The 14,659-nt window shown below is 72.1% G+C and carries 14 protein-coding genes; 8 read left to right on the forward strand and 6 right to left on the reverse strand.

The genetic code is table 11. The features are described 5' to 3' along the window. Window positions 1-63: 63 nt before the first annotated feature. Both HNR07_RS21580 and HNR07_RS21585 read left to right on the forward strand, forming a co-directional pair. A complete protein-coding gene (locus HNR07_RS21580; RefSeq protein ID WP_184366564.1) occupies window positions 64-1,257 on the forward strand; it encodes a sensor histidine kinase in 1,194 nt (397 codons plus the stop codon). Then, a complete protein-coding gene (locus HNR07_RS21585) occupies window positions 1,254-1,952 on the forward strand; it encodes a response regulator transcription factor (protein WP_017581312.1) in 699 nt (232 codons plus the stop codon). Before HNR07_RS21580 ends, HNR07_RS21585 begins: the two co-directional genes overlap by 4 nt. Before the next feature lie 240 nt (window positions 1,953-2,192). Here HNR07_RS21585 and pdxR read toward each other — a convergent pair whose 3' ends face one another. After that, entirely contained in the window at window positions 2,193-3,602 is a 1,410-nt protein-coding gene (gene pdxR / locus HNR07_RS21590) for a MocR-like pyridoxine biosynthesis transcription factor PdxR (RefSeq protein ID WP_184366565.1), read from the reverse strand. 67 nt (window positions 3,603-3,669) lie between these two features. On the opposite strand from pdxR, the gene HNR07_RS21595 reads away from it, so the two are divergent. Beyond that, a complete protein-coding gene (locus HNR07_RS21595) occupies window positions 3,670-4,317 on the forward strand; it encodes a pyridoxamine 5'-phosphate oxidase family protein (RefSeq protein WP_184366566.1) in 648 nt (215 codons plus the stop codon). Between the two features lie 18 nt (window positions 4,318-4,335). Here HNR07_RS21595 and dtd read toward each other — a convergent pair whose 3' ends face one another. Together dtd and HNR07_RS21605 are read right to left on the reverse strand one after the other, a co-directional pair. Next, entirely contained in the window at window positions 4,336-4,761 is a 426-nt protein-coding gene (gene dtd / locus HNR07_RS21600) for a D-aminoacyl-tRNA deacylase (RefSeq protein ID WP_184366567.1), read from the reverse strand. Between the two features lie 61 nt (window positions 4,762-4,822). Further along, complete coding sequence (locus HNR07_RS21605; protein ID WP_184366568.1) at window positions 4,823-6,673, reverse strand: DUF2207 domain-containing protein; 1,851 nt, start codon at window positions 6,671-6,673, stop codon at window positions 4,823-4,825. Window positions 6,674-6,928: 255 nt separating this feature from the next. Here HNR07_RS21605 and HNR07_RS21610 point away from each other — a divergent pair, with 255 nt between their 5' ends. The 3 genes from HNR07_RS21610 (at window position 6,929) to HNR07_RS21620 (ending at window position 11,419) form a co-directional block, all read left to right on the forward strand. Next, entirely contained in the window at window positions 6,929-7,816 is an 888-nt protein-coding gene (locus HNR07_RS21610; protein ID WP_221318896.1) for a neutral zinc metallopeptidase, read from the forward strand. After that, window positions 7,813-8,832: a neutral zinc metallopeptidase gene (locus tag HNR07_RS21615; protein ID WP_184366570.1), complete on the forward strand. Its 1,020-nt coding sequence runs from the start codon at window positions 7,813-7,815 to the stop codon at window positions 8,830-8,832. Before HNR07_RS21610 ends, HNR07_RS21615 begins: the two co-directional genes overlap by 4 nt. A gap of 100 nt (window positions 8,833-8,932) precedes the next feature. Beyond that, window positions 8,933-11,419 (forward strand): hypothetical protein, encoded by a 2,487-nt coding sequence (locus HNR07_RS21620; RefSeq protein ID WP_246420427.1) that lies wholly within the window; start codon window positions 8,933-8,935, stop codon window positions 11,417-11,419. Between the two features lie 128 nt (window positions 11,420-11,547). Here HNR07_RS21620 and HNR07_RS21625 read toward each other — a convergent pair whose 3' ends face one another. The 3 genes from HNR07_RS21625 to HNR07_RS21635 all read right to left on the reverse strand — a co-directional run bounded on the left by HNR07_RS21625 (window position 11,548) and on the right by HNR07_RS21635 (window position 13,271). Beyond that, window positions 11,548-11,850: a DUF2516 family protein gene (locus HNR07_RS21625; RefSeq protein WP_017581320.1), complete on the reverse strand. Its 303-nt coding sequence runs from the start codon at window positions 11,848-11,850 to the stop codon at window positions 11,548-11,550. Between the two features lie 108 nt (window positions 11,851-11,958). Continuing rightward, on the reverse strand, window positions 11,959-12,903 hold the full coding sequence (locus HNR07_RS21630) for a M56 family metallopeptidase (protein WP_184366571.1): 945 nt from the start codon (window positions 12,901-12,903) through the stop codon (window positions 11,959-11,961). A gap of 5 nt (window positions 12,904-12,908) precedes the next feature. Continuing rightward, window positions 12,909-13,271 carry a BlaI/MecI/CopY family transcriptional regulator gene (locus HNR07_RS21635; RefSeq protein WP_083926756.1) on the reverse strand — a complete coding sequence of 121 codons (363 nt, stop codon included), beginning with the start codon at window positions 13,269-13,271 and terminating at the stop codon, window positions 12,909-12,911. A 233-nt stretch (window positions 13,272-13,504) separates the two neighbouring features. On the opposite strand from HNR07_RS21635, the gene HNR07_RS21640 reads away from it, so the two are divergent. Then, window positions 13,505-14,029, forward strand: coding sequence for an O-acetyl-ADP-ribose deacetylase (locus HNR07_RS21640; RefSeq protein ID WP_184366572.1), 525 nt, complete (start codon window positions 13,505-13,507; stop codon window positions 14,027-14,029). 76 nt (window positions 14,030-14,105) lie between these two features. Further along, entirely contained in the window at window positions 14,106-14,543 is a 438-nt protein-coding gene (locus HNR07_RS21645) for a hypothetical protein (RefSeq protein ID WP_184366573.1), read from the forward strand. Window positions 14,544-14,659: the final 116 nt, after the last annotated feature.

A 14,659-nucleotide genomic window follows, 5' to 3' on the forward strand; every position in this document is an offset into this window, starting at 1 on the left:
ACCTCGGTTGTGTCGCGTGCCCTGACCGGGTAAAGCCCCAGTCCGCACGTTTACGATCGAATCGTGCAAGGGGAACTTCTCGCCGCCGTTGTCGGCATCATCGGGCTCGTCGCGGGCGTCGTCATCGGCGTACTCGTCGCCAGCCCTCTCTTCCGTTCTCGAACCCCGGGCGAGGAGCCGCAGTCGCCTCGGCACGACGGCAACACCCTCCCGCCCGGGATCGCCGAGGTGCTGTCCGCGCTCCCCTCCTCCGCCGTGGTCCTGGACTCCGGTGACAGGGTGCTGCGCGCCTCCTCCGCCGCCCGGGCCTTCGGGATCGTCCGGGGAGAGGAACTGGTCATAGGCGAACTCCTCACTCTGGCCCGCAAGGTCCGGCGTGACGGAGTGATCCGTGAGACCGACATCGAGGTGGCCGTTCGCAAGTTCGGCCCCGACGCCACGTCCTTCGCGGTGCGGGTGGCCCCGCTGGGCGGTACCGGCCTGGTGCTGGTGCTGGCCGAGGACCAGACCGAGCACCGGCGGGTGGAGGCGGTCCGCCGCGACTTCGTGGCCAACATCTCGCACGAGCTCAAGACGCCGGTGGGTGCGCTGTCCCTGTTGGCGGAGACCGTACAGGACGCCAGCGACGACCCCGAAGCCGTGCGCCGGTTCACCGGGCGCATGCAGACCGAGGCCGCCCGGCTCACGGCGGTCATCCAGGACCTCATCACGCTCTCCCGTATCCAGGGCGCCGAACCCATCGCCGAACCCGCCCCGGTGGACCTCGGCTCGGTCGTCGAGGAGGCGATCGACACGGTGCGCATGCCCGCGGACGCCAAGGGGATCGAACTGGTGGGCAGCGGTGCCGAGGGGCTGACGGTCCTGGGCGACGAGGCGATGCTGGGGACCGCCCTGCGCAACCTCATCGCCAACGCCGTCGCCTACAGTCCGAAGAACACGAGGGTCGCGGTGTCCGTCGGAATCTCCCGGACCAGCGTGGACATCAGTGTCGCGGACCAGGGGATCGGCATTCCCCAGCAGGACCTGGAAAGGATCTTCGAGCGGTTCTACCGTGTGGACGCCGCTCGGAGCCGGGCCACCGGTGGTACCGGTCTCGGCCTGGCCATCGTCAAACACATCATGACCCACCACCGTGGAGAAGTGACCGTGTGGAGCAAGGAGGGGTCGGGGTCGACGTTCACTCTTCGTCTGCCCAGACCCGAGAGCCGGGAGCTCGACGCGACCCGGAACGACAACCACCAGGAGACGGCACAGTGACGCGCGTACTCGTAGTAGAGGACGAAGAGTCCTACAGCGACGCCCTGTCTTACATGCTGCGCAAGGAGGGCTTCGAGGTCGCGGTGGCCCCCACCGGGACCGTCGCCCTGGAGACCTTCGACCGGACCGGCGCCGACCTCGTGCTGCTGGACCTGATGCTGCCGGGGCTGTCGGGCACCGAGGTGTGCCGGACTCTGCGGCAGAAGTCCAACGTCCCCGTCATCATGCTGACCGCCAAGGACTCCGAGATCGACAAGGTCGTCGGTCTGGAGCTGGGCGCCGACGACTACGTGACCAAGCCGTTCTCCTCCCGTGAGCTGGTGGCGCGCATCCGCGCGGTGCTGCGCCGCCGGGGCGAGGACGAGGTCGTGCTGCCCGCCGCGCTGGAGGCCGGTCCCGTCCGGATGGACGTGGAGCGGCACGTGGTGACGGTGCGCGGCGACAACGTCCAGCTCCCGCTGAAGGAGTTCGAGCTGCTGGAGGTGCTCCTGCGCAACGCCGGGCGGGTGCTCACCCGGATGCAGCTCATCGACCGGGTGTGGGGCGCCGACTACGTCGGTGACACCAAGACCCTCGACGTGCACGTCAAGCGGCTGCGCGCGAAGATCGAGGAGGACCCGGGCAACCCGCGCTACATCGTCACGGTGCGCGGTCTGGGCTACAAGTTCGAACCCGTCACCGTCGAGGTGGAGTAGGGGCAGGGGCAGGGCACGGGAGATCCCCCTTCGGATTCCCCTCTTCTTTTCCCTCTCTTCTCCTTCTGTTCCCGGCTCCCCTCGGGGGTCCGACGAGTCGACACCTCCCGTGTCCCGGGTGGCGGCCGCGCCGCGCCCGGGACGCCGTGTTTTCCGGGTGTCTCCCTTTTCCGGCCGTCCCCTCCTCCGGCCGCTTCCCCCTTCCGGCCGTCCCACGCGCCGCCCCGACCGCCGCCCGGCTCACTCTCCGGTGTGCTGGCGCACCGCCCGGGCCAGGACCCCGCAGGCGCGCCGGAGCTCCGTGCGGTCCGCCGACCCGTAGCCGATGACCAGCCCGTGCACCCTCGGCGCCCCGTGGCTGGTGCGGCTGGTGTCCTCCACCAGAACCCCCTCCTCGGCCGCCGCCGCGATCACCGGGGCCACCGCCGCCTCGGGCAGGGACAGCAGCACGTGCAGTCCGGCCGTGTCCCCGCTGAGCCGGGGGCCGAGGTGTTCCACGAGCAGGGCGCGGCGGCGCGCGTACTCCAGTCGCATCCGGCGCAGGTGCCGGTCCAGGTCCCCGCGTTCGAGCAGCAGGGCCGTGGCGGCCTGGACGTCGACGATGCGGTGCGTCAGATCGGGTTCGGCGACGATCCAGCCGACGCCGAGGTCGGGGTCGAGGGTCTTGGAGAGGGTGCCGAGCAGGACGACCCGGCCGGGGTCGAGCCCGTACAGGGCGGGCAGGGGCGCGACGTCGTAGCGGAACTCGGCGTCGTAGTCGTCCTCCACCACCACGGCACCGGTTCGGCGGGCCCAGGCCAGCAGGCGTTCGCGGCGGGGCAGTGGCAGGCGTCCGCCCAGCGGGTACTGGTGGGCGGGCGTGGTGTAGACGAGGGAGAGGTCGTCGGGCAGGTCCTCGGGGCGGATGCCGTCGCCGTCCACGGGGCAGGGGACGATCTCGGCTCCGCGCGCGGCCAGGATGGTGCGGGCCTTGCCGTAGCCGGGGTCCTCCACCCCCGCCCGGACGCCCGGGCCGGCCGTGTTGCGAACCATGGCGCCGACCAGGTCGAGGCCGTTGCCGGTGCCCCGGGTGACCACGATGTTCTCGGGTCCCACCCGCACGCCCCGGGTGCGGCGCAGGTGTTCGGCGAGCAGGGCGCGCAGCCGGGGCAGGCCCCGGGGGTCGGGGTCGTCCGAGGGCGGGTGTTCGGCGGCGTGCCGCCAGGCCCGGCGCAGAGCGGCGCGATCGTGGTCGTGGACCCAGGGGGCTCCGGGGCGGAGGTCGACCGTCCCGGAGCGGCGGAGCTGCGCGCGCGAGGGGCGTTGCCGCACGACCCCGGCCCCTGCGCCTCGTGGCGCCACCGGATCCCGTGGCGTCCCCTGCCCCGACCCCGGCAGGGGTTCGTGTTCGGTGACGAAGGTGCCCGAGCCGTGGCGGCCGTCGAGCCAGCCCTCGGCGTAGAGCTGCTGGTAGGCGTCGGTGACCACGGTGCGGCTCACCCCGAGCTGGGTGGCCAGGCTGCGGCTGGAGGGCAGCCGTTCACCGGCGCGCAGGGTTCCGGTGGACATGGCCCCGCGCAGCGCGTCCGACAGCTGGGCGGAGAGCGGGGTGGAGGCGGAGCGGTCGATGCGTACGGGCGGTTCGGCGAGGCGGGCGGGGCGTCGGGGCAAAGTGGTCTTTCACTTCCTGCCAGAAATGGCCATGGTTTCAATGTCCACTTCTTCCTACGGTAGACGCATGCTCTCCACCACAGAACGCACACGGCTCAACCGTGGCAAGGCCAAGGCCAGGACCGACCGCGGCGAGCTGTACGACCTCCTCGACGAAGGGCTGGTCTGCCACCTCGGCGTGGTCGTGGACGGTTCCCCCCGGGTGCTGCCCACCGGTTACGGGCGGATCGGCGACACCCTCTACCTGCACGGTTCGACCGGGGCGCGCTCGCTGCTGGCGGCGGACGAGGTGTGCGTGACGGTGACCCTGCTGGACGGGATCGTCATGGCCCGATCGGGCTTCCACCACTCGATGAACCACCGCTCCGCGATGGTGTTCGGGACCCCGCGCGTGGTCACCGACGAGCAGGAGCGCTGGGAGGGGCTGCGCGCGATCACCGAGCAGCTCGCCCCGGGCCAGTGGGACGTGGTCCGCCCGCCGAGCGCCAAGGAGATGGCGGCCACCCGGGTGCTGGCGCTGTCCTTGGCGGAGGCGTCGGTGAAGGTACGCACCGGCCCGCCCAGTGACGAGGAGTCGGACCACGCCACCCCGATCTGGGCTGGTGTGCAGCCGGTCCGGATGGTGTTCGACCCCCCGGTCACCGACCCGGCGCTGGTCCACGACCTCCCCGCCCCCGACCACGTCCTGGCCCGGGTGACCCGGGATGAGGCCTGAAGGCCCTCCCCGCCCGGCTCAGACCTCGACGATGACGGTGAAGGGGCCCTCGTTGGTCAGGCCGACGGACATCTGGGCGCCGAACACCCCCGTGGCCACCTCCGCGCCCTGGTCGCGCAGTTCCTTGACGACCGCGTCGACCAGTGGTTCGGCGACCGGGCCGGGGGCGGCCGCCTGCCAGGTGGGGCGGCGGCCCTTGCGGGCGTCGCCGTAGAGGGTGAACTGGCTGACCACCAGGAGCGGGGCGTTGATGTCCGAGCAGGACTTCTCGTCCTCCAGGATGCGCAGCGTCCACAGCTTCCGGGCGACCTTGCGGGCCTCCGCAACGGTGTCGGTGTGGGTCGCCCCCACCAGGGCCATCAGGCCGGGCCGGGTGATCTCTCCGACCACCTCGCCGTCCACCGTCACCGAAGCGTGCGACACCCGCTGCACGACAGCGCGCATGGTTCCCCCTTGATCATCGAACTCTTCCACCCCCGCTTTCCGCACTGGGCCGGGGACGGCGCTACCTCGATCGTTGCAGCTGGTTGAGCAGGCGCACCCGGCGGGTGTTGGTGATCAGGCCGGTCAGGGTGACCACGAACGTGCTGATGGAGTCCGAGAAGTCCTCGATCCGCCATTCGCTCGGCCCCGTGTACCAGGCGAGTCCGTCACCGGTGAGCTCCTCGGGGCTGAGGTCGGCGATCGCGGCGGCGGCCAGGATGTCGGCCCAGCGGTCGACGTCGTCGAAGATCACCGCGTAGGGCAGGTAGCGCGAGTACAGCTCCACCCGCTGACCGGGCGGGGCGCTCTGGGCGCGCTGGCTGAGCAGGTAGTCGCGGAAGCCCATGGTGTGCGCGTAGACGGAGCTGCCGAGCTTGGTCTTGGCGGGCATGTACTGGGCCCCGGCGGTGACGGCCGCCCCGGCGATGATCACGGCCAGGCCGGTGAAGGCCGCGGTGGTGAACACCGCGAGCGCACCGGTCAGGACCACCCCGGAGACGGTGAGCCCCATGCCGACGACGGTCCAGGTACCGCGCTCCCGGTTGGGCGAGCGGGAGAACCACTTGAGCCGGACCATGTCCCGGTACAGCTCCTCGCGCACGCGGTCGATGCGGGCCGGGAAGTCCGCGCAGTGGCGCGGGGAGCCGATCTCGGACAGGCGCACGGTGCGCTTCTCTCCGAAGAGGGCGTCCAGCAGGAGCCATTCGTAACCGAGCAGGGTCTCCCCCGGGGGGCCGTCCAGTCGGACCAGCCGCCAGTCCACCGAGGTGAAGTGTTCGTGCGGGAGCTCCTCGACCCGGATGTGGCCGCGCACGGCCAGGTCCAGGACCGCGCCGGTCAGATCGGTGATGTCGACCGTCTCGTTGACGAGTGTGCCGATCTGGCCGGGGTGGACGTCGTCGGGCGGGGCGAAGCGCACCCGGCCGTGCTCCCCGGGCTCCACCGGGGCGTGGTCGCCCTGGGACGCCTCCTCGCGCAGCGCGCGCTCGTCGCGGCCGCGGAGGCGGATCAGCGAGATCAGCCCGCCCACCAGGACCAGCAGCAGGAGGCCGAACACGCTGGCGGTGGCCGGGGTGACCTGGAAGGCCGAGGCCAGTGACCAGCGGCGGGTGAGGATGGGTTCGCCCTCGGCGGTGCCGGGCGGGTAGTTGACGACGATGTCCAGCCGGTCGCTGGGGGTCATGTCGGCCTGGAGGAAGTGCGCGACGACCGCGTCCCCGCCCATGTCCGAGGCGGTGCAGTACATGGCGCTGCGGGGCTCTCCAGCCAGGCAGGACAGCGCCTCGGGCGGCAGCGGGGCGGTGACGGTGACGTCGGTGCTGCGGACGGTGTGGCTGTAGGCGCCCACGGCCCGCCACTCGAGCTGGACGCCCTGGGCCACCTCGCTGACGGTGCCGCTGACCCGGTAGCTGAGCCTCACTCCGCGGGTGCCCTCGGTGGGGATGCGCACCAGGAGGGCGCCGTCGGTCTCCTCGGTCTCGAGCGGAAGGGTGGCGCCGTCGGAGCTGGCCGCGGAGACCCCGTTGATCTCGAAGCGGCGGTCGTGGTCGGTGTCATAGAGCATCGTGGCCGTGAGGGCCCGTGTGAAGCTCTCCGGGGCGGCTCCCTCGAAGCGGATGGTCTCCTCGCCGTGGAGGATGCCCAGTTGGTCCAGTTCGAGGCGGATGTCGTTGGTGATGACCGTGTCCGTGGCGGAACGGTGGGCGATGACCGCCGGTTCCTGCCCCGGTACTGTGGTTGCCGGTGCGGCCGCCGTCGCCGCGTGCGCCTCTCCCCTCGGCCACGCCACGGCGGACACCGCGACCAGCGAGGAGAACACGAGCAGGGCCGTCGCCAACGCGACGGCCGGGCGCCAGGAGCCGACCCACCACATGACGCGAGAGCCTATCCGGTCCGTGCGCGGACCGTGTCCATCGGGCGCCCCCAGCGGCGTCGTGCGCCGGTCGGCCGTCCGGCCGGACGGCCGGTCCACCGGTCGGCCCGTCGGCCTGCCCGCCGGCCTGCCCGACACTGTTCCCACCGGCCTGAGCGGCCACCGCGCGCGCCGGGGCCGGGTTCCGTGGTGAGGGGTTGGCGGTCGGGTCCGGGTGCGGACCCGTGGGCGGACCGGCCCGGTCTCCTCCAACGCATGGGGCTGGGCGTCTCCCTGTCGCTGGGCACGGGGTTGGCCGCCGTCGGGTTCACCGGGTTCCTGTCGATCTCGGCGATGCTGCCGTCGGCCGAAGCGGCCCTGGGTGAGCCGCTCGGGCCAGGCCCCGACCAGGTGCTGATCGCTGACGTCGCCGAGGCACCGGCCGCCGACCCGGTGCCGATCCAGGACCCGTTCGGGCAGAACCCGCTCTACGCCAACGGCGAGCTGGGCGAGGTCACGTGCAAGCCGCCGAAGATGGACACCGGGGACCCGAAGTCGGTGGAGGTGTTCGTACACGCGATCGCCGACTGCCTGGACGAGGCCTGGGCGGCCTACTTCGCGGAGGCGGGCATTCCCTTCACCTCACCCAACCGCGTCTACTGGTACGCGGAGGGGCACAGCCCCTGCGGGCCCTTCCCCACCCATGGCACGGCGGCCTTCTACTGCCAGGCCAACCAGGGCCTCTACCTGGGCGTGGAGGACATCGTCGCGGCGTCGGCGGGAAGCCAGGAGGCCGAGGCGTACACGTTCCTGCTCAGCCACGAGTACGGGCACCACGTGCAGGGGCAGTCCCGGATCCTGGCCGAGTTCCACGCGCTGCGGGCCAACGCCGACGAGGAGACCGCGGACGAGCTGACCCGGCGCAACGAGCTCCAGGCCGACTGCCTGGGTGGAGTGTTCATCGGCGCCGCTGAGGAGTCCCTCGGTTACGGGGGGTCCGAGCGGGCCAATATCCTCGACTCCGTCGGGCGCCGCTCCGACCACGCGGGCACGAGCACGCACGGGTCGGTGGAGAACGGTCGTCTGTGGACCGCGCACGGCATGGACCGTGCGGACCCGGCCGCCTGCAACACCTGGGAAGCCCGCGAGGAGCTGGTGCGGTGAGCGGTGACCTCGGCTTCGGCGGGGCGGACGCGGCCTCACGGCTGGCCCACTCCCGCAGGGCGCACCGGACCAACCGACGGGTCTTCGGCGTGGTGTGCGGCCTCCTGGTGGTCCTGCTGGCGCTGTCCCTGCTCTCCTGGACCACCACCGTCCAAGAGGGCGGCCCGGACACGGACACGGTGTCCGGACGGGCCGACGGCACGGGGGACGAGAAACCCGGTCAGGAGCACCCCGTCGAGGACACGCCCTCCGGACAGCTGGGGCTCCCCGGCCGTGCCCTGCCCGAGCGGCCCACCGGGCACACCGCGCTGGTCTCCAACCCGCTGTACGACACCGGTCGGCTGAGTCCGCTGCCGTGCCCGGTACCGGAGCTGGACGTCGAGGACCCCGACTCCATGGAGCGGTTCCTGCACCTGGTCGCGGACTGCCTGGACGACGCCTGGACGACCCAGTTCGACCGGGCGGGCATTCCCTTCGCGCCACCGAACCGGGTGTTCTGGAGCGAGCCCGGCGTGAGCCCCTGCCGTGCTTACCCCTCCCCCGCCGGGGCGTTCTACTGCCGGGCGAGCAGCGCCATCTACATCGGCACCTCGGACGTGGTGGAGAAGTGGAACGGCTCCGAGGACAGCGTGGTCTACGCGTCCCTGCTCGCCCACGAGTACGGCCACCACGTGCAGGGCGAGTCCGGGCTCCTGGAGTACTACCACGAGCAGCGCCAGCTGGAGGAGGACGACGCGGGCCGCAACGCGTGGACGCGCCGCAGCGAGCTCCAGGCCAACTGCCTGGCGGGCGCTTTCCTGGGGTCGGTCCGGGTGAGCTACCCCTTGGATTCGGGGGACCTGGAGGCGCTGCTGGAGGACGCCTCGGCCACCGCGGACCGCGCCGACGGCCCCGACGAGGAGCGCACGCACGGTTCCGCGGACAACAGCGTGTGGTGGACGCGGGCCGGCTGGGAGGAGCAGTCGGCGGGCGCCTGCAACACGTGGGACGTGGACGACGGGGACCTGGTGAAGTAACGGGTCCGGGCCGCGGTCGGGAAGCGTTCGGGTTCACCGAGTTGTCCACGGGGGCGGCTGAGCCGTGTTTCATCGCCACTGCGCGTGGCAGGATGCTGACATGCCGGATACCCCCGATTCCCCCGGCTCTCGCGAGCCGGAGCACCAGCCCCCCGCCCCTGGGGCCCCCTCCCTCGGCCCCGCTGAGAAGCCCTCCGCCGCCCCTGCCCGCAACTGCGTGGAGCTGCGCGTGCACGGGGTCAGCGGCGGTCAGGCCGAGGAGCTCCTGGACGTCGAGCCCGCCATGCGCGTGGGCGGCGACCGGCTCGCCGGTTTCTTCCGGTGGCGGCGCGAGCCTGACACCCAGAGCGTGCCCGGGGTGCGGCGGGAGATCTTCGCCTGGGGCAACCTGACCTCGGGCAGCGCCTCACGGGCGTTCTGGCTCCTGTTGCTGCCGTTCATGCTGATCAACGTGGCGTACTGGATGCGGCCGGGGCGGATGGACCGGGGGCAGACCGGCCTGCGCCGGGGGGCCAGCATCGCTTACGGGGCCGGGGTGCGGCTGCTGGCGCTGTCCCTGACCGTGCTCATCACCCTGGCCGCAGCCGGGGTGGGGATGGACCTGGTGGGCTGGCAGTGCGGCGGGATGGGCCAGGAGTGCGTCCAGGCGCGCCCGTGGCTGGCCTTCCTGGCCTCGGCGTCCTCGCCGCTGTCCGTTCCGGGGTGGGGGCTGCTGATCGGGGCGGTGCTGCCCGCGGCCGTGGTCCTGGTGCTGTGGCGGCTGTCCCGGAGAACGGCGGCCGACTACGAGGTGGTGACCGGTCCGGTGCCGCCGGAGTACACCGAGGACGCCCCGTTGAGCCATCCGGACTTCTGGCGCAACAGCGAGATCATGGCGCGGCTGAGGTCGGCGCACATCGCGATGGCGGTGGGCACCGTCGCGGCGCTGCTGCTGCTCCCCGCGTTCCTGCACGACCTGTCGGTGCGAGGCGGGGCGACGCCGACCGGGCCCGCGGCCTGGTGGTTCGGGGCGGGGCTGGCGGCCGTGTTGGCGACCGTGGCGGCGGCGAGCACCGCGAGCGTGCTGGTACCGGGGAGGGATCCCCGATGGAACGCGCGGGCCGACCGGTTCTGCCGCATCCTGCGGGACACCATGCTCTTCGTGGTGGTGGTCGTGGCCGCGTACACGGTGTGGCCGCGGCCCGGATGGGTGGCCCAGGGGCGGCTGCCCGGCAGCGGGACCCTGCTGAACACGCTCTTCGCCGTGCAGGGCGCGCTGGTGCTGATGCTGCTGCTGGCGGCGCTGGTGCTGTTCGCGGTGGACCGGCCGCACGAGCGCACCGCGATGCGCGGACTGGCCGGACCGGCCACGGCCGCGCTGGGCACACTGCTGGGCGGCGGGTTCTCGGCGGCGCTGGTCTACCAGGGGGCGCTGTGGCTGAGCGGCTGCGGTTCGGTGAACGCGCCCGAGGCGGACTGCCTGGCCCTGTCGCCGCCCACCGCCTACTCGTGGCTGCAGCTGGCGTTCGCCTTCGAGGCGGTGATCGTGCTGGGCGTGGTGGCGGTGCTGGCCCTGCGGCTGCGCGGGGCGGTGCGGGCGCAGCTGCCCCAGGTGACCTCGCTGTACTCGCGGAGCGTGCGGGACCGCAGGACCTGGGACATCGCCAGGGCCAGGGCCGTGGGGCAGCTGACCGAGGTCCTGCCCAAGGTGCTGGCGGCGCTGCTGCTGCCGGTGATCCCCCTGGTGGGGCTGGCGCTGTACTCGATCCTCACCGGCAACCTGGTCGCCGGTCCGGTGGACGCCCCGGCGCTCATGGCCGGGGAGTTCCAGGGCGTGGCGCAGGGTGCGCTGGACGCACTGGTGGGCGTGGGATCGATCATCAGCGGGGCGGGCCTGGTGGCCCTGGTGTGGATCGGCCGGAGCGCCTACCGGGACCGGCCGACCCGGCAGGCGGTGGGCGCTGTCTGGGACGTGGGCACCTTCTGGCCGCGGGTCGCGCACCCGCTGGCCCCGCCGTCGTACGCGGAGCGCGCGGTGCCACAGCTGACCGCGCGAGTGGCGCGGATGGCCCGCGAGGGCACCGACGTGGTGCTGTCCGGCCACTCGCAGGGGTCGGTGCTGGCCGCCGCGACCGTGTGGCAGCTACCCCGGGACTGCCGGGGCCGGATCTCACTGATCACGCACGGTTCGCCGCTGGACCGGCTGTACGCGCGGTACTTCCCGGCCTACTTCGGTCCGGCCGCGTTCGGTGACCTGAACGGGCGGGTGTCGGCCTGGCGCAACCTGTGGCGGGTCACCGACGCCATCGCTGGCCCGGTCCGCAGACGGGGTTCCGGTGCGGGCGGTGCGGACGAGGGACGGGATCGGGGCGAGGAGGCCGTAGCGGAGGCCGGGCCGCTGCCCGATCCGCGTTCGTACGACGCCCCGCCCGGGGAGGCCAGGCGCCCGGAGATCCTCGGGCACTCCTACTACACGAGCGACCCGGCCTACGCGCAGGCGCTGTCGGAGGTGCTGCCTCCGGAACCGCCGGAGGACGCGGGGCCGACGGGGCCCGGACCGGCCGGGCATTCCTCCCTGCCGCCGCAGCCCCACCCCCAGAGCAACTGAGCGCGGGCCGGGCCGTGTACGGCGGTCGGCGCAGCCCCGAGGGACCGGGGCGGCGTCGGCCCGGGGTCAGGCGGGGCCGGTCAGGCGGAACCGATCAGACGGGACCGGGGATCAGGCCGGGCCCGGTTCTACCAGGGGCCGTAGGGGCCGTTGTTCTGGTTGCTACCGCCCACACCCTTCACGGCGGGGCGCACGTCCAGCAGGAAGATGAGGGTGGCGACCAGGCCCAGGATGACGAACATGCCGGTGCCGCTCAGCACCGCGAGCAGCGAGAGGCCCGTCGCCACACCTGTGAGGATCACCCACAGCTTCTTGGTCTGCTTGTCCATGACCACGAAGGCCTGCTCCGGTGTCCTCAGCGCCTCGATGAACGCGTACAGGCTGGCCACGAAGGTCACGAGGTAGATCAGCTGCCAGATCCAGTAGAACAAGACTCACTCCAGTCGCCACACGCGTCCGAACGGGGTTCCGCCCGCTCTCCACGTTAAACGGACGACACGTGAAGATCGTGCCCCGTGGAGGGTGAGATCACAACGGGCTCAGATGGGAATGTGCCACAGACACGTCACGGTGGCCAGCAGGAAGGCCGAGGCACCCATGATGACGGCGCCCGCGTGGTAGGGGAGTTCGTCGTCCGGGCGCAGGAGCCGGTTGACCCTGCGCATGACGCCGGGCTCGGCGGTGGGCACCGCGGCCATCGCGCCGGCGGGCACCGGGGCGGGACCGGCGGCGCCGAAGCGGAGCAGGGCCATGGCCAGCTCGCGCGAGGAGCTCTTGCGGCGGGCCTGGTCGTCGGCGCACATCTCGATGAGCAGGGCGACGCTCTCGTAGTAGGTCCGCACCAGCCGCACGCGGGGGAAGGCCCGCTTGAGCGAGGAGAAGGGCAGCAGCACGAGGTCGTGGCGCTGACGCAGGTGGGCGTGCTCGTGGGCGAGCACCGCGGCGAGTTCGCGGTGGTCCAGCACTTCGAGCGCACCGGAGCTGATCACCACCTGCGAGCGCAGTACGCCGGGCAGGCAGTAGGCCGCGGCGGCCGGGTGGTCGACGACGCGGGCACCAGGGACGTCGGGGTGTTCGCTGGCCACCAGTTCGAGCAGGTCGTGGTGGCGCCTGCGGACCCGGACCACCTGCACGAAGGAGGCGACGAGCCCGGAGAAGAGCACGAGGGTCAGGATGATCGCCAGCGCGACGGCGGCGAGGTGGCTGATCCCCTCGATCCCCTGGGAGAACTCGGCGAGGATGAACTCACCGGTGATCAGGTCCGACGCCGCGGCCATCAGGCCGCCGGCGGCGCCGAGTTCGTAGGAGGACAGGCCGTAGGCCAGCAGCGCTCCGATGGTGGACACGCCCCAGGCCAGGCCAAGCGCCTGCCAGGCGATGACCGCCGTGTAGGGGCCGCGGGAGGGCCACTTCGCCCGATGGAGTGCTTCCATGGCGACGAGGCAGCTGATCGCGACGATGGTGAGGAGGGCGGCACTGACCATACGGACTAGTTCCTTGGCTGCTCGATTTCCGCGAGTGCGCGCCGGAGCGCTTCAGCCTCCTGGCCGTCCATGGATTGGACGAAGGCGGCCAGGGCCGCGTCACGGTCCACCGTCTGACCCAGTGCGTCGAACATCAGCTCCGACACGTAGTTCTCACGGCTGGCTGCTGGACGGTACCGCCACGCACGACCCTCGCGTGCCCGGTCGACGACCTTCTTCTTGGCCAGTCGGTCGAGCACGGTCATGACGGTCGTGTGTGCCAGGTCGCGCTCGGCGAGTGCTTTGCCGACCTCGCGAACCGTCATTGGTTCGTTGCGTGCCCACAGTACATCCATCACCGCTCGTTCAAGTTCGCCAAGCCGATTCATGAACTCAAGTCTACGACGGGTAGTACTACTGGCCGTGGCACCCCCGCGTTAATTCGGGATGACTTACGGGGAAGGGGTTTGAGACCCTTCGGACAGGTGCCGAAGGGCCGCGGTTCCGGGCGGGCGCGTCGACCCGGAGTGACCCTTCTCCCCGCTCCCCGCCGCGGTTGGGGGTGGGGCGCCGCGTTCGCGGGGAGACACACGAGCAGCACGAGCAGACCGAAGGGGTGGGCATGGCCGACCGGATGCGGATCCAGCTGTTCCGGGGGGACATCACCGGGCACCGCGCGGACGCGATCGTCAACGCCGCCAACAGCTCCCTGCTGGGCGGCGGCGGGGTCGACGGCGCCATTCACCGCAAGGGCGGCGAGGCGATTCTGGAGGAGTGCCGCGAGCTGCGCGCCTCCCACTACGGGGGCGGCCTGCCCGCCGGGCAGGCGGTGGCGACCACCGCGGGGAAACTGCCCGCCCGTTGGGTGATCCACACCGTCGGCCCGGTGTACAGCGAGGCCGAGGACCGGTCGGCGGTGCTGGCCTCGTGCTTCACCGAGTCGCTGCGGGTCGCGGACGGGTTGGGCGCGGAGTCGGTCGCCTTCCCGGCGATCTCCACCGGGGTCTACCGGTGGCCGCTGGAGGACGCGGCGCGGATCGCCGCGCGGGCGCTGCGCACCGCCGAGGCCAGGGTGGCCCGGGTGGACCTGGTGCTGTTCGACGAGGCCGCGCTGGCCGCGTTCCGGCGGGCTTTCGGCACCACCTGATCCGCCGGCCCGCCGAAGGCGCGCGGTTGGCCGCCCCGCCTACCGCGGCGCCGCGGTCCGTCGTACGCTCCGTCCCATGGGACACCGGCATCCGAGCAAGCTCAAGAACCCCGAGGTGAGTCACGCGCGCGCCCGCTGGCTGCTGCGCGCGGAGCTCGCCGGGTGCGACGCCTGCCGCGCCGAGGGCGATCAGGACGCCCTGTCCGACCTCGCGTCGGGCGGTGTCTTCGACTCCCTGATCACGGGTTTCGTCCTGTCCCGCGTCCAGCAGTGGCACTCGCCGAGTCGGCCCTCCCAGTACCCGGCCACGGTGTACCGCATCGCCCCCATCCACGAACGGGATTTCTGGCGGCCCCCGACCCAGCACTGCATGCGTGTGTGCACGGTGACGGGCTCCGGGGGCAACGGGGTGGACACCGTCCCCGCACTCCGGGAACTGCGTCTGATGTCGACCGAGGACCGCACCCTGGTCCTGGACGACATCATCGACGGGCTCGCCGAAACGGAAGGTTGACCTTGACGCCCGTTACCCACCTCACCCGGTTCCGTTCCCCGTTTCCCGCGCCGATTCCCGCCATGTCCCCCAAGCACGACAAGCCCATCGTGGGCCAGTGCGAGAGATGCGGCGAG

This window comes from Nocardiopsis metallicus (assembly GCF_014201115.1).
GTDB lineage: Bacteria > Actinomycetota > Actinomycetes > Streptosporangiales > Streptosporangiaceae > Nocardiopsis > Nocardiopsis metallicus.